Origin of the sequence: Streptomyces sp. RK62, assembly GCF_018070255.1 — a bacterium.
GTDB classification, from domain to species: domain Bacteria; phylum Actinomycetota; class Actinomycetes; order Streptomycetales; family Streptomycetaceae; genus Streptomyces; species Streptomyces nigra.
Genome location: NZ_JAGPYD010000001.1, coordinates 139,766 through 158,633, shown reverse-complemented (window position 1 = coordinate 158,633; position 18,868 = coordinate 139,766). Strand labels below are relative to the sequence as shown.

General features: G+C 71.2%; 14 protein-coding genes. 12 read left to right on the top strand and 2 right to left on the bottom strand.

Features of this window, described 5'->3' with window-relative positions; translation table 11 throughout:
• Positions 1 to 140: 140 nt before the first annotated feature.
• The 7 genes from KBY32_RS00590 (at position 141) to KBY32_RS00560 (ending at position 9,793) form a co-directional block, all read left to right on the top strand.
• Positions 141 to 1,160, top strand: a complete 1,020-nt coding sequence (locus tag KBY32_RS00590; protein ID WP_210978409.1) for a carbohydrate kinase family protein — start codon at positions 141 to 143, stop codon at positions 1,158 to 1,160.
• A 63-nt stretch (positions 1,161 to 1,223) separates the two neighbouring features.
• Positions 1,224 to 2,510: an ABC transporter substrate-binding protein gene (locus tag KBY32_RS00585; RefSeq protein ID WP_210978408.1), complete on the top strand. Its 1,287-nt coding sequence runs from the start codon at positions 1,224 to 1,226 to the stop codon at positions 2,508 to 2,510.
• Positions 2,510 to 3,469, top strand: a complete 960-nt coding sequence (locus KBY32_RS00580; RefSeq protein WP_210978407.1) for a carbohydrate ABC transporter permease — start codon at positions 2,510 to 2,512, stop codon at positions 3,467 to 3,469. The genes KBY32_RS00585 and KBY32_RS00580 overlap by 1 nt, the downstream gene beginning before the upstream one ends.
• Positions 3,470 to 3,481: 12 nt before the next feature.
• A complete protein-coding gene (locus KBY32_RS00575) occupies positions 3,482 to 4,321 on the top strand; it encodes a carbohydrate ABC transporter permease (protein WP_210978406.1) in 840 nt (279 codons plus the stop codon).
• On the top strand, positions 4,318 to 7,245 hold the full coding sequence (locus tag KBY32_RS00570) for a glycoside hydrolase family 2 TIM barrel-domain containing protein (protein WP_210978405.1): 2,928 nt from the start codon (positions 4,318 to 4,320) through the stop codon (positions 7,243 to 7,245). The genes KBY32_RS00575 and KBY32_RS00570 overlap by 4 nt, the downstream gene beginning before the upstream one ends.
• 152 nt (positions 7,246 to 7,397) lie before the next feature.
• Positions 7,398 to 8,159, top strand: coding sequence for an IclR family transcriptional regulator (locus KBY32_RS00565; RefSeq protein ID WP_210978854.1), 762 nt, complete (start codon positions 7,398 to 7,400; stop codon positions 8,157 to 8,159).
• A gap of 236 nt (positions 8,160 to 8,395) precedes the next feature.
• Positions 8,396 to 9,793: a glycoside hydrolase family 16 protein gene (locus KBY32_RS00560; protein WP_210978404.1), complete on the top strand. Its 1,398-nt coding sequence runs from the start codon at positions 8,396 to 8,398 to the stop codon at positions 9,791 to 9,793.
• Positions 9,794 to 9,851: 58 nt separating this feature from the next.
• On the opposite strand, the gene KBY32_RS00555 is transcribed toward KBY32_RS00560, so the two are convergent.
• Together KBY32_RS00555 and KBY32_RS00550 are read right to left on the bottom strand one after the other, a co-directional pair.
• Positions 9,852 to 10,250: a GerW family sporulation protein gene (locus KBY32_RS00555; RefSeq protein ID WP_210978403.1), complete on the bottom strand. Its 399-nt coding sequence runs from the start codon at positions 10,248 to 10,250 to the stop codon at positions 9,852 to 9,854.
• A 93-nt stretch (positions 10,251 to 10,343) separates the two neighbouring features.
• Positions 10,344 to 11,282 carry an AraC family transcriptional regulator gene (locus KBY32_RS00550; RefSeq protein WP_210978402.1) on the bottom strand — a complete coding sequence of 313 codons (939 nt, stop codon included), beginning with the start codon at positions 11,280 to 11,282 and terminating at the stop codon, positions 10,344 to 10,346.
• A 177-nt stretch (positions 11,283 to 11,459) separates the two neighbouring features.
• Here KBY32_RS00550 and tkt point away from each other — a divergent pair, with 177 nt between their 5' ends.
• Genes tkt through pgi form a run of 5 tightly spaced genes read left to right on the top strand, consistent with a single transcriptional unit; the run spans position 11,460 to position 18,868 of the window.
• Positions 11,460 to 13,535, top strand: coding sequence for a transketolase (gene tkt, locus KBY32_RS00545; protein ID WP_210978401.1), 2,076 nt, complete (start codon positions 11,460 to 11,462; stop codon positions 13,533 to 13,535).
• 18 nt (positions 13,536 to 13,553) lie between these two features.
• The gene (gene tal / locus KBY32_RS00540) at positions 13,554 to 14,699 is read left to right on the top strand and encodes a transaldolase (protein ID WP_055619251.1); all 1,146 of its coding nucleotides are present in this window, start codon (positions 13,554 to 13,556) and stop codon (positions 14,697 to 14,699) included.
• The gene (zwf, locus tag KBY32_RS00535; RefSeq protein ID WP_055619252.1) at positions 14,696 to 16,225 is read left to right on the top strand and encodes a glucose-6-phosphate dehydrogenase; all 1,530 of its coding nucleotides are present in this window, start codon (positions 14,696 to 14,698) and stop codon (positions 16,223 to 16,225) included. The genes tal and zwf overlap by 4 nt, the downstream gene beginning before the upstream one ends.
• On the top strand, positions 16,222 to 17,157 hold the full coding sequence (opcA, locus tag KBY32_RS00530; RefSeq protein WP_210978400.1) for a glucose-6-phosphate dehydrogenase assembly protein OpcA: 936 nt from the start codon (positions 16,222 to 16,224) through the stop codon (positions 17,155 to 17,157). Before zwf ends, opcA begins: the two co-directional genes overlap by 4 nt.
• Positions 17,150 to 18,868 carry a glucose-6-phosphate isomerase gene (gene pgi, locus KBY32_RS00525; protein WP_210978399.1) on the top strand — a complete coding sequence of 573 codons (1,719 nt, stop codon included), beginning with the start codon at positions 17,150 to 17,152 and terminating at the stop codon, positions 18,866 to 18,868. Before opcA ends, pgi begins: the two co-directional genes overlap by 8 nt.

Here is an 18,868-nt window from a genome sequence, read left to right as displayed (position 1 = left end):
TCGTCATTTTCAATCAACGCCATGCTCATTTCTGCTCGGGTATTGACCAATCGCGCCGAGCGGCGCACGATTCCGGTCACCGAAATGAACAGTTCTGACGATCTCTCCTCCGGGGGAGCTCCGAGCGAGAGGACGCATCCGTGGACGACGACCGGCCCGATGTGCTGCTGACCGGGCTGCTCTTCTACGACCTCGTCCTCACCGGGCTCGGCGGACCGCCCACCCCGGGCGAGGAGATCTGGACGAAGGGCATGGGCTGCGGCCCCGGCGGCATCGCCAACCTCGCGGTCGCCGCCGCCCGCCTCGGCCTGCGCACCTCGCTCGCGACCGTCTTCGGCGACGACCTGTACGGCGTCCACTGCCGGGACGTCCTCGGCGCCCAGGAGGGCATCGACCTCTCGCTCGCCCGCACGGCCGGCGGCTGGCCCACCCCGGTCACCGTCTCCCTGGCCTACGGCGGCGACCGGGCCCTTGTCACGCATGGCCAGGAACCCCCGTACAGCCAGGACGCGCTGATGGCCGACCCGCCCCCGGCGCGCACCGCCCTCGTGCACCTGGAGCCGGAGCCCCGCGCCTGGCTCGCCGAGGCCGCCGCGCACGGCACCCAGGTGTACGCCGACGTCGGCTGGGACGCCTCCGGGCAGTGGCCCCGGGACCTCCTCGACCAGCTCTCCCTGTGCCACGCGTTCCTCCCCAACGAGGCCGAGGCCATGGCGTACACCCGCACCGGCAGCGCCTCCGCCGCGCTGAAGGAGCTCGCCGAACTGGTGCCGGTGGCCGTGGTGACCCGCGGCGGCCGGGGCGCCGTCGCCGTGGACCAGACGACCGGCGAGTACGCCGACGTGCCCGCTCTTGACATCGATGTCCTCGACCCGACGGGTGCCGGGGACGTCTTCGGGGCGAGCTTCGTCGCGGCCTCCCTCGGCGGCTGGCCGCTGGAGGAGCGCCTGCGCTTCGCCGTCCTCGCCGCCGGCCTCTCGGTCGGCCACCCGGGCGGGGCGCTCGCCGCGCCCGGCTGGTACGGCGTCGACCGCTGGTGGCGCTCCCTGACCGACCCCGGCCTGCGGCGGGCGTACGGCTTCCTCGCGGACCGGCTCCCGGACGACCCCGGGCCGCCGGTCGCGTATCCGCCCGTCACCCCGCCCGCACCGCGGCACTGACCCACCCACCCCCACACCCCCTCCCTGCGAAGTCCCGAACAGATCCGAAAGGCGGTGGGAGCTGTGCGGCTCTCACGAAGAGGCCTGCTGCGCGCGGGCCTGGCCGGTACGGCCGCCACCGCGCTGGGCGGCCTGGCGTCCGGCTGTGCCGTACCGACCGGCTCCACCGGCCGGAACATGGTCCTGTGGTACTGGAGCGGCGGCCTGAGCGACACGGTCGTGAAGAAGGCCAAGGCCCGGTACGGCGGCTCCGTGGACCTCGACGCCATCCAGATCGGCGGCTACTACCGCTCCAAGCTGATCACCACGCTGGCCGGCCGGGCCCACATCCCGGACATCGCCGGACTGCGGGGCGAGGACATGGCGTCCTACCTCCCGAACGCCGACCAGTTCGTGGACCTGCGCACACTCGGCGCGGAGAAGCTCAAGGACCGGTACCTGGACTGGAAGTGGCAGCAGGCCGTCGCCCCGGACGGCAGCCTCATCGGCCTGCCCATCGACGTCGGCCCGGTCGTGCACTACTACCAGCCCGCCGTCTACGAGCGGGGTGGCCTCCCCCACGAATCCGCGGACGTCTCGCGTGAGCTGGACACCTGGGAGAAGTTCTTCGCGGCCGGCGAGCGCCTGAAGAAGCGGCTGCCCGGCACGTACATCCTGACCGACGTCGTCAGCGTCTTCGAGATGTCGATCGGACAGGGCACCACCCGGTTCGTCGACGAGGACCGGCACTTCATCGGGGACGGCCCGCATGTGCGCGCCTGCTGGGAGCGGGCCGTGGAGGCCAAGCGGCGCGGCATCGTGTCGAACATCGTGGCGGGCACCCCCGACTCCATCTCGGCCACCGAGAAGGGCAAACTGCCCAGCCAGCTCAACGCCTCCTGGGCCGCGGGCGACCTCAAGCTCGCCTACCCGAAGACCGAGGGCCACTGGCGGGTGGCCGACTGCCCGGGCGGCCCGTCCAACGTCGGCGGCTCCTTCCTGGCGATCACGAAGGCGTGCCGGGAGCCCGAGCGGGCGTTCGAGATCATCAGCTGGATGCTCGACGCGCGCAATCAGGCGCAGGGCTTCGTGGACGCCGGTCTGTTCCCGTCGACCCCGGCGTCGTACGGGATGCCGAAGCTGCGGGAGCCGGACCCGTTCTTCGGCGGGCAGATCACCATGGATGTCTTCGGGCCGGCCGCGGAGAAGATCCCGGTCGCCTTCAACAGCCCGTACGACATCGCGCTCGGGCAGCCGATCCGGGACGAGATCAAGAACGTCGGTGTCCTCGGCAAGGACCCCGCGAAGGCCTGGGAGGACGCCATGGGCAAGTGCCGGCGCATCGCCAAGCACCTGGGGGTGACCTTCTGATGGCCGTCGCCGAACAGACCCCGCCCGCCGTGGACCGGCCACGCCCCGCCACGGCCCCGCCGCGGACCGGCTGGCGCAAGCACTGGCACCTCTACGCCGCGATCTCCCCCTTCTATCTGCTGTTCCTGGCCTTCGGCCTGATCCCCGTCGGCTTCTCGCTCTATCTCTCCCTGCACCGCTGGGACGGCCTGGGCTCGATGGAATGGGCGGGCCTCACGCAGTACCAATACCTCTTCACCGACACCGACTTCTGGCAGTCGATCGGCACCACCCTGATCATCTGGGCGCTCGCCACCTTCCCCATGATCTTCCTGGCGATGGTGACGGCCGTGATGCTCAACTCGGCGGTCCGCTTCAAGAACGCCTACCGGTTCGCGTACTTCCTGCCGAACGTCACCTCCGTCGTCGCCGTCGCCATCGTGTTCGGGTCGGTCTTCTCCACCAACTTCGGCCTGGTGAACGCCCTACTGCAGGCGGTCGGCCTGGACCAGGTGGCCTGGCTGAACACCCCGTGGGGCATCAAGATCGCCGTCGCCACCCTGATGACCTGGCAGTGGACCGGCTACAACGCGATCATCTTCCTCGCCGGGCTCCAGACGATCCCCGGCGACCTGTACGAGGCGGCCCGTATCGACGGCGCCGGTCCCGTGCAGACCTTCTTCCGGATCACGCTGCCGCTGCTGCGGCCGACGCTGCTGTTCGTGCTCGTCGTCTCGACGGTCACCGGACTGCAGAGCTTCTCCGAACCGCAGGTGCTGCTCCAGACCACCGCCAACGAGTCCACGTTCTCGGGCGGCCCGGACCACGCCGGCCGGACGATGGTCCTCTACTTCTTCCAGCAGACCTTCGACAACAACGACTTCGGGTACGGCGCCGCCGTGGCATGGGGCATCTTCCTGGTCGTCGTCCTCTTCTCCATCATCAACTGGCGCCTGGTGCAGCGCCGGGGCGAACAGTAGGAAGGCCGCGACATGGCATCCATCAAGGGCTCCGGACGCCGGGGCATCGCGCTGCACACATCCCTGATCGCCGGTGTGCTGCTGTCGGCCTTCCCGTTCTACTGGGCCGTGATCATGTCGACGCACACCTCGTCGGAGATCTTCTCGTACCCGCCTAAGCTGCTGCCGGGCTCGCACTTCGCGGAGAACGTCCGCCACCTGTTCGACACGGTCGACTTCTTCGGCTCGATGGCGAACTCGCTGCTGGTCGCCACCGTGGTGACCTTCCTGGTGCTGTTCCTCGACTCGCTCGCCGCCTTCGTCTTCGCCAAGTTCGAGTTCCCCGGCAAGAACGCGCTGTTCGCGCTGCTCATGCTGATCTTCATGGTCCCGGCGCAGATGGCCGCGATCCCGCAGTTCGTGATCATGGCGAAGCTCGGCTGGATCGGCTCGATGACCTCGCTGATCGTGCCGGCCGCCGCCAACGCCTTCGGCATCTTCTGGATGCGCCAGTACATGCGCAGCGCCATCCACGACGAACTGCTCGACGCCTCCCGGCTGGACGGCGCGAACTTCCTGCGCCAGTACTGGCACGTCGCGCTCCCGGTGGTCCGCCCCGGGCTGGCCTTCCTCGGCATCTTCACCTTCATGAGCCAGTGGAACGACTACGCCTGGCCCCTGATCGCCCTCACCAACCCGGACAACGTCACCCTCCAGGTCGCACTGTCCCAGCTCAACGGGACCCACGGCACCACCGACTACGGCATGGTGATGACCGGCGCGGTCCTCGCCCTGATCCCGCTGCTGATCGTCTTCGCGGTCGGCGCCCGGCAGATCATCGGCGACCTCGCCAAGGGAGCCGTCCGCGGATGACCACCTCTCCCGACCCCCTGATCGCGCTGCGCCCCTGGGAGGCGCCCGAGCTGACCTCCTGGAACCGCCTCCCCATGAACGCCGTCGACCGGCGTGCCGGAGCCATCCCCTTGGACGGCGACTGGCGTTTCCAGTTGCTGCCCGCTCCGGACGCGCCGGTCGGCGGTGCCTGGTCGACGGCGTACGTGCCGGGCGCCTGGACCGTCCAGGACAGCGGCGACCTGCCGCAGTACACCAACGTCACGATGCCGTTCCCCGACATCCCGCCGCGCTCCCCCGCCGCCAACCCGACCGGGGTGTACGAGCGTGAGGTGGACGTGCCGGCCGGCTGGGCCGGACGCCGGATCGTGCTCCAGGCAGGCGCGGCCGAGAGCGTGCTGCTGGTCCACGTGGACGGCCGGCCCGTGGGCGTCTCCAAGGACTCCCACCTGGCCGCCGAGTTCGACCTGACGGCACTGGTGCGTCCCGGCGCGCGGACGACCGTACGACTGACCGTCGTCAAGTGGTCCGACGCCTCGCACATCGAGGACCAGGACCAGTGGTGGCACGGCGGCCTCACCCGCTCCGTCCTGCTGTACGCCACCGACCCGCTGCACCTGGCCGACGTCACGGTGCGCGCACGGCGCGACGGCGAACTCCGGGTCGACTGCCAGGTGCGGGACGCACGGGGCACGCTCCCGGCCGGCTGGTACCTGACCGGCGACCTGGACGGCCCGCCCCTCGCCCAGGACGCCGATTTCGACCGGCTCAACGCCGAGGACGAACGGGTCTCGACGTTCCTGGGCGAGGCCCGCCTGACGACGACGGTGCCGCAGGTACGCCCCTGGACCGCCGAAACCCCCCACCTGTACGCCCTGACCATCCGACTTCACCGAGCCGACGGCACGGTGGCCGACACCTCCCGGCACCGGGTCGGCTTCCGGGACGTGGAGATCGTGGGCAGGGACCTTCTGGTCAACGGGGAACGGATCTACATCCGAGGCGTGAACCGGCACGACTTCCACCCCTCGACCGGCCGAACGGTCTCCCCCGAGGACATGCGCGCCGACCTCACCCTCCTCAAACGCTTCGGCTTCAACGCGATCCGCACCGCCCACTACCCGAACGACCCCGCGCTGTACGACCTCGCCGACGAACTCGGCTTCTACGTCGTCGACGAGGCCGACATCGAGTCGCACGACCACGCGCACGAGATCGCCGACGACCCGCGCTACCTCAACGCCTTCGTCGACCGGGTGTCGCGCATGGTGCTGCGCGACAAGAACCACCCGTCGGTCGTCGTCTGGTCGCTGGGCAACGAGTCCGACTACGGCGCCCACCACGACGCGGCGGCCGGCTGGGTCCGCCACCACGACCCGACGCGGCCGCTCCAGTACGAGGGGGCCGCGAAGCTCGACTGGGCGGCGACGGACGACGCCTCCGACATCGCCTGCCCCATGTACGCGCCGATCGAGGAGTGCGTGGCGCACGCCCGCTCGGGCCGCCAGACCCGGCCGCTCATCCAGTGCGAGTACTCCCACGCGATGGGCAACAGCAACGGCACGCTCGCCGACTTCTGGGCGGCCGTGGAGTCCACACCGGGCCTCCAGGGCGGCTTCATCTGGGAGTTCTGGGACCACGGCATCCTGCAACGCCTGAGCGACGGCCGCCCGGCCGGCCGCACGGGCCCCGCGCTCCGGGGAGACGGCGTCGCCCCGCACGGCCACCGCTGGGCCTACGGCGGCGACTTCGGCGAACGCGTCCACGACGGCCCGTTCATCGCGGACGGCGTGGTCTTCCCCGACCGCGCCCCCAAGCCGGCCCTGTACGAGCACCGCGAGATCGCGGCACCGGTACGGATCGAGGGCGCAGAGCAGGGGGGTGTCGTGATCGGGAACCACCAGCACTTCCGAACCCTGGACTGGCTGACCGGCGAGTGGCGCCTGGACCTGGCTGACGGCACGACGCTGTACGCCCCCGCCGACCTGCCCGATCTGCGCCCCGGCCGAACGGCCGCCGTACCGCTGCCCTTCGAGCTGCCGGAGGAGGGCGGCGAGGCGTGGCTGACGCTCCGGGTGACGGTGGCGAAGGCCCAGCCGTGGGCGCCGAGCGACACGGAACTGTGTGTGCCGCAGGTGCGCCTGCGCGGCCCGTCCCCGGTGCCCGTGCCACCGGTGAGCGGCGCGGTGCAGGTGGACGCCGAAGGCCTCCTCCGCCACCCCCTGCTGACGGCACCCCCCACCCTCACCCTCTGGCGGGCGCCCACCGACAACGACGAGATCGGCGGCATGGCCGACCGCTGGCGCGACTGGGGCCTGAACGCCCTGTCCCGCAAGGTCGTCTCGGTCCGGGAGGAGGCCGGCCGGATCACGGTGGAGGCCCTCTACACGGGAGGCCCGGCGGACGTACGGCACCGGCAGGTGCTGACGCCGGTGGCGGGCGGCGTACGGATCGAGGAGGAGGCCGAGCTGCCGGCGGGGTTCGGTGACGTGGCGAGGGTCGGCACGGTCTTCGAGACGGTGGCCGGCCTGGACCGCCTTGAGTGGTTCGGCCAGGGGCCGTGGGAGTCGTACCCCGACCGCGCGGCGGGGGCGCCGGTGGGCCACCACGCCCTCCCCGTGGACGAGTTGTTCACGCCGTACCTGCGCCCCCAGGAGAGCGGCGGCCGGCACGGTGTCCGCCACTTCACCCTGACGGGCCCGGAGTCGGGCGGCCTACGGATCACGCTGGACGAGCCCCGCCAGATCTCGGTGACCCGCTACCGCGCGGGGGACCTCACGGAGGCCGCCCACCACGACGAACTGGTCCCCCGCCCGGGCTGTGTGGTCCACGTCGACGCGGCCCACCGCGGCCTGGGGACGGCGTCGTGCGGCCCCGACACGTCACCGGGCTACCTGGTGGCACCGGGGGTGCATCGGTGGAGCTGGGTGCTGGGCGAAGGCTGAGCAAGTGTGCGGCGAACCGGCCTCCGTGACCTTCACGGCGGCCGGCCCGTCGGCCAGGATGGGGCTCTCGGGCAGTCGGCTCCCACGGCCCGCTCCGTGCCGGTCGCGCGCCCGGACTCCACCCGCCCGGGACCTCGACCAGGGAGCCCTTCATCATCACGCCCGACACCCCCCGTTCCGCCCCCGCCCGTCTTCTCTCCGTGCTCGGGGCGTTCGATCTGGAGCATCCGGCGCTGAGTCTCACGGACATCGCTCGGCGGGCCGGGCTGAGTCTGAGTACCGCGCATCGGCTGGTGGGCGCTCTCGCGGAGTGGGGGGCGTTGGAGCGGGACGAGCGGGGGCTGTATCACGTCGGGCTGCGGCTGTGGGAGCTCGCGGCGCTCGCGCCGCGCGGGCCGGCGTTGCGGCAGATCGCGTTGCCGTACCTGGAGGACCTGTACGAAGCGACGCACGAGAACGTGCAGTTGGCGGTGCGGGACGGAGGCGAGGTCGTCTACATCGAGTGGCTGTCGGGGCGTTCGGCGGTCGGGGTGCACATCCGGGTCGGCGCGCGGTGGCCGTTGCACGCCACCGGCGTCGGGCTCGCGCTGCTCGCGCACGGCGGGGCGGAGGACCAGGAGGCGTACTGTGCCGGGCCGCTCGCCTCGTTCACGCCGTACACCGTCACCGAACCGGCGCGGCTGCGCCGTATGTTGGCCGAGGTGCGCCGGACCGGGGTGGCGGTGAGCAGTCGTCAGGTCACCGAGGACGCCCTGTCCGTGGCCGCCCCGGTCCGTGATCCCGCCGGTGCCGTGGTCGCCGCCGTGTCGGTCGTCGTGCCGTACGCCGACGCGCAGGTCCCGGTGCTGGCTCCCGCCGTACGGCTGGCGGCGCGAGGGATCTCCCGGGGGCTCGGGTGGCGGCCGGAGCCGTAGGGTCGTCCGGCACCCGGGCGGAGCACGTACGGCGCCGCCGAGTCCGCGTCACGCTTCACACGGTGAACTTGGGTGTGGCGTCTGGGATTTACCTGCTTCATCTCTTGACGGCCCGCACTCCGGGGAGCACATTGACCTCACCCTCACCCTGAGAGCGCTCTCAAGGTGGGATTGAGCCACCCCCCACGCCACCTCTCCACTCCCCACTCCTCACTCCCCACCCGAGAGGCACCCCCATGAGCGAACTCTCCGGTATGCCCCCAAGACGCCGCTCCGTCCGGCGGGCGGTCGTGGCCGTGCTCGGCACCCTCGGTCTGGCGGCGGCCGCCGCCGGTGTCGTCGTCCCGTCCGCCAGCGCCTCCGCGCCCACGCCCCCGTCGGGCTGGACCCAGGTCTTCCTCGACGACTTCACCGGCCCCGCCGGCTCCGGTGTGAACACCTCGAACTGGCGCTACGACACCGGCACGGGCTACCCCGGCGGCCCCGCCAACTGGGGCACCGGCGAGATCGAGACGATGACGAGCAGCACCGACAACGTCTCGCTCGACGGCAACGGCAATCTGCGCATCACACCGCGCCGGGACGGGGCCGGGCGCTGGACCTCGGGGCGGATCGAGACCAACCGCACCGACTTCCAGCCCCCGTCGGGCGGCAAGCTCCGCGTCGAGGCCCGGATCCAGGTGCCGAATGTGACGGGGGCCGCCGCCAAGGGCTACTGGCCGGCGTTCTGGATGCTGGGCGCGCCCTACCGGGGCAACTACTGGAACTGGCCCGGCGTCGGCGAGCTGGACATCATGGAGAACACCCAGGGCATGAACACGGTGTTCGCCACCATGCACTGCGGCACCGCGCCGGGCGGCCCGTGCAACGAGAACAGCGGGATCGGCGGCAACACGACCTGTTCCGGCACGACCTGCCAGGCGGGCTTCCACACCTACCGGCTGGAGTGGGACCGCTCGACGAGCGTCGAGGAGATCCGCTTCTACCTGGACGGCGTCAACTTCCACACCGTGCGCGCCAACCAGGTCGACGCGACGACGTGGGCCAACGCCACGAACCACGGGTACTTCATCATCCTCAACGTGGCCATGGGCGGCGGCTTCCCGGACGCCTTCGGCGGGGGCCCGGACGGCGGGACACAGCCGGGGCACTCCATGGTCGTCGACTACGTCCAGGTGCTGACGTCCGGCGGGGGCGGTACGACGCCGCCGCCGACGGGCAACCGTGACGCCTACAGCGCCATCCAGGCCGAGTCGTTCGACGGGCAGAGCGGTGTCTACACCGAGTCGACGTCGGACACGGGCGGCGGGCAGAACATCGGGGCCCTCGCCAACGGGGACTGGGCGCTCTACCGAGGCGTCAACTTCGGGTCGTCGGCGGCACGGCAGTTCGTCGCGCGGGTGGCGAGCGGTGCGGCGAGCGGGGTCAGCGGTCTGGTCGAGGTGCGCCTGGACAGCCGTACGAACGCGCCCGTCGGCAGTTTCGCGGTGGGCGGCACCGGCGGGTGGCAGTCGTGGCGGACGATCCCCGCGAACATCGGCGCGGTGACCGGTACGCACGACGTGTATCTCACCTTCACCAGCGGACAGCCCGCCGACTTCGTCAACGTCAACTGGTTCAACTTCGGGCATTAGTAGGTGCGTTGGTGCCGCCCCGCGAGGTCCCGTCCGGCCTCGCGGGGCGGCTGTGCGTTCAGCGGTGGCGGCGTAGTGCCCTGAGCAGTTTGGGAAGGGCGGCGCCTAGTAGCAGGCCTCCGGCGACGGGTGCGGCCATGGCCCAGGGGTCGCGGATCGGTTTGTAGGTGCTGACGCCGTCGCGGATCTCGATGTAGCCGAGGGGGCGGGCCTCCACCCCTCCCCCGCCGCCTCCGCCGTCGTTCGTCTTCGTGCCCTCCACCGAATGTCCGGTGCCACCGCCGAGGCCGAAGGCGACCCGGGCGACGGGGACGACGGTGACGCCTTCGGCGGTGACGGGTTCGCCGTAGACGGCGGTGACAGTGGCCCGGCCGCCCAGTTTCTCGGCGAGGCGTTCCAGGAGGCTCACGGTGGGGTGGGAGGCCGGTCCGGGTGTGGGTGCTTGAGGGTCGGTCATGCAGGACTCGTAGACGCGGGCGGCGTTCCCGTCAACCCGGCGCGCCGGTCCGGTGCCGGATGACCCACGACGAGCTCCACAGCCAGGCGTCCGTCAGCGGAGCTCCGCCCGGAACGCCGCCGGTGTCGTGTCCGTGTGCTGCTGGAAGTACTTGGAGAAGTTCGCCGCGTCCGAGAAGCCGACGGCCGCGCCGATCCGGCCGATCGGCATGTCCGTGTGGGCCAGGAGCCGTTTGGCCTCCAGGACCACGCGCCGGTCGATGAAGCCCTTCGGGGTCTGGCCGGTTGCGGCGCGGACCGCGCGGACGAGGGTGCGGCGGGAGTAGCCGAGCTGGTCGGCGTAGGCGCTGACGCTGTGGTTGGTGGCGAAGCCGCGTTCCACGGCGTCCCGGAAGAGCGTGAACGTGGTGTCGCCCTGCCGGGGCGTGGCCGCCGAGCTCACGGCGAGGTGGGAGAGGCGCAGCAGGAGCGCCGTCAGGGAGTGGCGCAGGACGGCGGTGTGCAGGCTGAGCGGCAGGGTCGTGGAGTCCTCGTACTCGCGGCGGAGCTGGACGAGGGCCGCGCGCAGGGCGGCGAGCTGGGCCTCGTCGGGGCGCAGCAGGGGTGGCAGGTCGTAGCGGTAGAGGCCGGTGGCCTCGACGGTGGCGCGGGGCAGGAAGCCGGGCTGCATCGCCAGGACGGTGCCGCGGTAGTCGGCGTTCACTGCGAACCGGTGGACCTGGCCGGGGCGGATCCACAGCAGGTCGCCGGCGTGCGCCTCGTGCTCGGTGAAGTCGACCATGTGCCGGACGGGTCCCTCGTCGAAGAGCATCACGACGTGGAAGTCGATGCGGTGCACCCGGCCCAGGGGCGCGTCGGCGTGCCAGGTGCGACCCTCGCCCATCGGGCCGACCTGGATGCCGACGCCGAGCACGCTCAGATCCACCGGGAAGGGGAAGGTGCGGATCGTGTCCCCGGCGCGGACCGAGCCCACCGCCCCACCCACGCCGGCTCTCCCGGCGCCTGGCCCGCCTTCGGCTGTTGTGTCCACCATGTCCGTCTCATGCCGTCTCAGTCGTGCGGGGCGTCCGCTCAGCCGTGCGCCGCGGCCCGCGCGGTGTCCCACTTTCACCACAGCGTGACACACGCCGACCTTCCCAGCGAAAAGTCAGACTTTTAGTTTTGAACGCGTTGGACCAGCTACTCCACCGCGATCGAGGACTTGTTGAAGATGAGCACGCAGACACCGGACAGCTTCGAATGGACCGAACTCGACCGGCGTGCCGTCGACACGGCGCGGCTGCTGGCGGCGGACGCCGTGCAGAAGGTCGGCAACGGGCACCCGGGCACGGCGATGAGCCTCGCCCCGGCCGCGTACACGCTCTTTCAGAAGGTGATGCGCCATGACCCCGCCGACCCGGAGTGGACCGGCCGGGACCGCTTCGTGCTGTCCCCCGGGCACACCTCGCTGACCCTCTACACCCAGCTCTTCCTCGCCGGGTACGAGCTGAGCCTCGACGACCTCAAGTCGTTCCGTACGCACGGGGCGAAGACCCCGGGTCACCCCGAGTACGGGCACACGGCGGGCGTCGAGACGACGACCGGCCCGCTCGGTCAGGGCGTCGCCAACGCCGTCGGGATGGCCATGGCCGCCCGCTACGAGCGCGGCCTGTTCGACCCGGAGGCACCCGAGGGCGAGTCCCCGTTCGACCACATGATCTGGGCGATCGTCTCCGACGGCGACCTCCAGGAGGGCGTGTCCGCCGAGGCGTCGTCCCTCGCCGGCCACCAGCGGCTCGGCAACCTGGTCTTCCTGTACGACGACAACCACATCTCCATCGAGGGCGACACCGCGACCGCCTTCTCCGAGGACGTCCTCAAGCGCTACGAGGCGTACGGCTGGCACGTGCAGCGCATCACGCCGGCCGAGAACGGCGACATCGACGTGGCCGCCCTGTACGGGGCCCTGAAGGCGGCGCAGGCCGAGACGGGCCGCCCCTCGATCATCGCGATGCGCACGATCATCGCCTGGCCCGCCCCCAACGCCCAGAACACGGAGGCCTCGCACGGCTCCGCGCTCGGCGCCGAGGAGATCGCCGCCACCAAGCGCGTCCTCGGCTTCGACCCGGAGCAGTCCTTCGAGGTGGCCGACGACGTCCTCGCGCACACCCGCCGGGCCCTGGACCGGGGCGCCGAGGCGCACGCCGCCTGGGACAAGGAGCTCGACGCGTGGCGGACCGCGGCGCCGGAGCGCGCGCGGCTGTTCGACCGGATCGTCGCGGGCCGGCTGCCCGAGGGCTGGGAGGACGCGCTGCCGGTGTTCGAGGAGGGCAAGGCGGTCGCCACGCGTGCCGCGTCCGGCAAGGTGCTGCAGGCGCTCGGCCCGGTCCTGCCGGAGCTGTGGGGCGGCTCGGCCGACCTGGCCGGCTCCAACAACACGACCATCGACAAGACGAGTTCGTTCCTGCCGGTGGGCAACCCGCTGCCGGAGGCCGACCCGTACGGCCGTACCGTCCACTTCGGCATCCGCGAGTTCTCGATGGCCGCGGAGATGAACGGCATCGCGCTGCACGGCAACACCCGTGTCTACGGCGGCACGTTCCTGGTGTTCTCCGACTACATGCGCAACGCCGTGCGCATGTCCGCGCTGATGCAGCTGCCGGTGACGTACGTGTGGACGCACGACTCCATCGGCCTCGGCGAGGACGGCCCGACGCACCAGCCGGTCGAGCACCTGGCCGCGCTGCGTGCCATCCCCGGTCTGAACGTGGTCCGGCCCGCCGACGCCAACGAGACCTCGATCGTGTGGGCGGAGATCCTGCGCCGCCATTCCACCGACCCTGCCCCGCACGGCCTGGCGCTGACCCGCCAGGGGGTGCCCACGTACGCCCCCGACGCCGATGCCGCGAAGGGCGGTTACGTCCTGCGGGATGCCTCCACCGGGACCCCCGAGGTCGTCCTCGTCGCCACCGGCTCCGAGGTGCAGCTGGCCGTCGCCGCGCGCGAGTTGCTGGAGGCGGAGGGGGTCGGCACGCGGGTGGTGTCGATGCCGTCCGTGGAGTGGTTCGAGCAGCAGCCGCGCGAGTACCGCGACAGCGTGCTGCCGCCGGCCGTGCGGGCCCGGGTCGCCGTCGAGGCCGGGATCGGCCTGACCTGGTACCGGTTCGTCGGGGACGCCGGCCGCATCGTCTCCCTGGAGCACTTCGGCGCCTCCGCCGACGCCACGACCCTGTTCGCCGAGTACGGCTTCACCCCCGAGCGCGTGGCCGCCGCCGCCCGGGAATCCCTCGCCGCCGCCCGCGGTTGATCCGCACGCAGAAAGAAGATGATCGCAGTGACCACCGAAGCAACCGCCGCCGGTAACCTCAAGCGCCTGTCCGACGAGGGCGTCTCCATCTGGCTGGACGACCTGTCGCGCCGCCGCATCGAGTCCGGCAACCTCGCCGCGCTCGTCGCGGAGAAGCACGTCGTGGGCGTCACCACCAACCCGTCCATCTTCCAGGCCGCCATCGGCTCCGGCGAGGGCTATGAGGAGCAGCTGGCCGACCTCGCGGTGCGGGGCGTCACGGTCGACGAGGCCGTACGGATGATGACGACGGCCGACGTACGGGCCGCCGCGGACGTCCTGCGGCCCGTGTACGACGCCACCGGCGGCCGGGACGGCCGGGTCTCCATCGAGGTCGACCCGCGTCTCGCGCACCAGACGGCGGCCACGGTCGCCGAGGCCCGTCAGCTGGCCTGGCTCGTCGACCGCCCGAACGTGATGATCAAGATTCCGGCGACGAAGGCGGGGCTGCCCGCCATCACCGAGGTCGTCGCGGCGGGCATCAGCGTCAACGTCACGCTGATCTTCTCGCTGGAGCGCTACCGCGAGGTCATGGACGCCTACCTGGCCGGTCTGGAGAAGGCGGCCGCGAAGGGCCTGGACCTGTCCGTCGTCCACTCGGTGGCGTCGTTCTTCGTCTCCCGCGTCGACGCCGACATCGACCGCCGGCTCACGGAGATCGGCACCGACGAGGCCCTGGCGCTCAAGGGCCGGGCGGCGCTCGCGAACGCGCGGCTCGCCTACGAGGCGTACGAGCAGGTGTTCGCCTCGGAGCGCTGGACGGCCCTCGAGGCCGCCGGGGCGAACCGGCAGCGCCCGCTGTGGGCGTCCACGGGCGTTAAGGATCCCTCGTACAGGGACACCCTGTACGTGGACCAGCTGGTCGCGCCGGGCACCGTGAACACGATGCCCGAGGCCACGCTCGACGCCACCGCCGACCATGGCGAGATCACCGGTGACACGGTGACCGGCGGCTATGAGCGGGCCCGCGCCGATCTGGCCGCGGTGGAGGCCCTCGGGGTCTCGTACGACGACGTCGTCACCCGGTTGGAGGACGAGGGCGTCGCCAAGTTCGAGGTGGCGTGGCAGGACCTGTTGGACGCCGTGAAGAAGTCGCTCGGCAGCAAGGGAGCTGACGCAGAATGACCTCCGACTGGGACAACCCGCTTCGCGACCCCCGCGACCGCCGCCTCCCCCGGATCGCGGGCCCGTCCGGGCTCGTCATCTTCGGGGTCACCGGCGACCTGTCCCGCAAGAAGCTGATGCCGGCCGTGTACGACCTCGCGAACCGCGGCCTGCTGCCGCCGGGCTTCTCCCTGGTCGGGTTCGCCCGGCGGGACTGGGAGGACCAGGACTTCGCGCAGGTCGTGCACGACTCGGTGCGCGAGCACGCCCGGACCGAGTTCCGTGAGGAGGTCTGGCAGCAGCTCGCCGAGGGCATGCGGTTCATCCCGGGTGACTTCGACGACGACACCGCCTTCAAGCAGCTGCGGGACACCGTCCACGAACTGGACGCGGCCCGCGGGACCAGCGGGAACTACGCCTTCTACCTGTCCGTGCCGCCGAAGTTCTTCCCGAAGGTCGTGCAGCAGCTCAAGCGGCACGGTCTGGCGGACGCCCCGGAGGGGTCGTGGCGGCGGGCGGTCATCGAGAAGCCGTTCGGACGGGATCTCGCGAGCGCGCGTGAGCTGAACGCGATCGTGCACGACGTGTTCGATCCGGAGCAGGTCTTCCGGATCGACCACTACCTGGGCAAGGAGACCGTCCAGAACATCCTGGCGCTGCGCTTCGCCAACCAGATGTTCGAACCGATCTGGAACCGCTCGTACGTCGACCATGTGCAGATCACGATGGCCGAGGACATCGGCATCGGCGGCCGCGCGGGCTACTACGACGGCATCGGGTCGGCCCGGGACGTCATCCAGAACCATCTGCTGCAGCTGATGGCGCTCACCGCGATGGAGGAACCGGCCGCGTTCGACGCGGCGTCGCTGCTCACCGAGAAGCTGAAGGTCCTCAAGGCGGTCAAGCTGCCCGAGGACCTGGGCCGGCACACCGTGCGCGGCCAGTACGCGGCGGCCTGGCAGGGCGGCGTGAAGGTGCGCGGCTACCTCGAGGAGGAGGGCATCGACCCGGCCTCCAAGACCGACACCTATGCGGCCATCCGGCTGAACGTGGACAACCGGCGCTGGGCGGGTGTGCCGTTCTACCTGCGCACCGGCAAACGGCTGGGCCGGCGCGTCACGGAGATCGCGGTGGTCTTCCAGCGGGCCCCGCACTCCCCCTTCGACTCCACGGCCACCGAGGAGCTGGGCCAGAACGCCATCGTCATCCGGGTACAGCCGGACGAGGGCATGACGGTCCGCTTCGGTTCCAAGGTGCCGGGCACGTCGATGGAGATCCGGGACGTGACGATGGACTTCGCGTACGGCGAGTCCTTCACGGAGTCCTCGCCGGAGGCGTACGAGCGGCTCATCCTGGACGTCCTCCTCGGGGACGCCAACCTGTTCCCCCGCCACCAGGAGGTGGAAGAGTCCTGGAAGATCCTCGATCCGATCGAGGAGTACTGGGAGACGCACGGCAGGCCGGCGCGGTACGCGGCCGGGAGCTGGGGACCCGAGGAGGCGGACGAGATGCTCGCACGAGACGGACGGAGCTGGCGCAGGCCATGAAGATCGACCTGACCGACACCACGGCAAGCAAGATCAACAAGGCGCTGGTCCAGGGCCGCCGCGCGATCGGCACCCCGGCGGTGGGCATGGTCCTGACGATGGTCATCGTCACGGACGAGGAGAACGCCTACGACTCGATCAAGGCGGCCGAGGAGGCCTCGCACGAGCACCCCTCGCGCACCCTGGTCGTGATCAAGCGGCACGCCCGCACCCCGCGCGACCGCACCCGCTCCCACCTCGACGCCGAGGTCCGGGTGGGCGCCGACGCGGGCACCGGCGAGACGGTCATCCTGCGGATGTACGGCGAGGTGTCCGAGCACGCCGACTCGGTGGTACTGCCGCTGCTGCTGCCGGACGCCCCGGTCGTGGTGTGGTGGCCGGTGGACGCGCCGGAGAACCCGTCGAAGGACCCGCTGGGCGCGCTCGCCCAGCGCCGGATCACCGACCTGTACACCTCCGAGAACCCGCTGGCCGACCTGGAGACCCGCGCCCGCAACTACGCGCCCGGCGACACGGACCTGGCGTGGACCCGGCTCACACCGTGGCGTTCCATGCTGGCCGCCGCCCTGGACCAGGCGCGGGTGCCGGTCGTGTCCGCGGTCGTGGAGGCCGAGGCCGACAACCCGGCCGCGGAGCTGCTGGCCCGCTGGCTGGAGGCCCGGCTGCACGTCACCGCCGAGCGGGTCGTCACAGCCGGCCCGGTCGTCACGGGCGTCCGGCTGGGCACCGAGAACGGCGAGATCGTCATCGACCGCCCCGAGGGCCCGCTGGCCACGCTGCACCTTCCGGGCCAGCCGTCGCGCACCCTGGCGCTGAAGGTCCGCACCACCTCCGAACTCATCGCCGAGGAGCTGCGGCGCCTCGACGCCGACGAGATGTACGCCATCGCCCTGCGGGGCGAGGCCGGCAAGGAGACGCCCTCCCATGTCTGAGACCCCCCGGCTCACCCGGCGCCCCGAGTGGGTGGCCCTGGAGGACCACCGCGCGGAGGCCTTCCAGCAGCCGAGTCTGCGGGAGCTGTTCGCCGCGGACCCGGCGCGCGCGGAGCGGTACGTCCTGCGCGTCGGCGATCTGCGCATCGACTACTCCAAGCACCTGGTGAACGACGAGACGCTCGCCCTGCTGCGCGAACTGGCCGCCGCCACCGATGTGTTCGGGCTGCGGGACGCCATGTTCCGCGGCGAGCGGATCAACGTCACCGAGGACCGGGCGGTGCTGCACACCGCGCTGCGCGCGCCCCGGGACGCGGTGATCGAGGTCGACGGCGAGAACGTCGTGCCGAAGGTGCACGCCGTCCTCGACAAGATGGCGGACTTCGCCGGACGGGTCCGCTCCGGGGCCTGGACCGGCCACACCGGCAAGCTGATCCGCAACGTCGTCAACATCGGCATCGGCGGCTCCGACCTCGGGCCGGCGATGGCCTACGAGGCCCTGCGCCCGTTCAGCGCACGGGAGTTGACGTTCCGGTTCGTGTCGAACGTCGACGGCTCGGATCTGCACGAGGCGATCCGGGACCTGGACCCGGCCGAGACGCTGTTCATCGTCGCGTCGAAGACGTTCACCACGATCGAGACGATCACCAACGCCACCTCGGCCCGCTCCTGGCTGCTCGCCGGGCTCGGGGATGGGGGTACCTCCCGCTCGAGCGAAGCCGAGAGTGGGGGAGAGAAGGCCGTCGCCAAGCACTTCGTGGCGCTGTCGACGAACGCCGAGAAGGTCACCGGCTTCGGGATCGACCCGGACAACATGTTCGAGTTCTGGGACTGGGTCGGCGGCCGCTACTCGTTCGACTCCGCGATCGGGCTGTCCCTCATGATCGCGATCGGCCCGGACCGGTTCCGGGAGATGCTCGACGGCTTCCACACCGTCGACGAGCACTTCCGCACCGCGCCCGCCGAGTCCAACGCCCCGCTGCTGCTCGGCCTGCTGGGCATCTGGTACGTCAACTTCTTCCACGCCGAGTCGCACGCGGTGCTGCCGTACTCGCACTACCTGTCGAAGTTCACGGCGTACCTCCAGCAGCTGGACATGGAGTCCAACGGCAAGTCCGTCGACCGGGACGGGAACGTCGTGGGCTGGGAGACCGGGCCAGTGGTGTGGGGCACGCCCGGCACCAACGGGCAGCACGCCTACTACCAGCTGATCCACCAGGGCACCCGGCTGATCCCGGCCGACCTGATCGGCTTCGCCCGCCCGGTCGCCGAGCTCAGCGACGAACTGAAGGCGCAGCACGACCTGCTGATGGCCAACATGTTCGCGCAGGGGCAGGCGCTCGCGTTCGGCAAGACGGCGGACGAGGTCCGCGCGGAGGGCGTGCCCGAGGAGCAGGTCCCGCACCGCACCTTCCAGGGCAACCACCCCACGACCACGATCCTCGCCCCGGAGCTGACCCCGTCGGTCCTCGGCCAGCTGGTCGCCCTGTACGAGCACAAGGTGTTCACGCAGGGCGCCGTGTGGAACATCGACTCCTTCGACCAGTGGGGCGTGGAGCTCGGCAAGGTCCTGGCCAAGCGGGTCGAGCCCGCCCTCACGGACGGCGCCGAGGTCCCCGGCCTCGACCCGTCGACCGCCGCCCTCGTGGCCGCGTACCGCTCACTCAAGACCGCGTCGGACGCGCAGGGCGTCCAGGAGGAAGTGAACTGA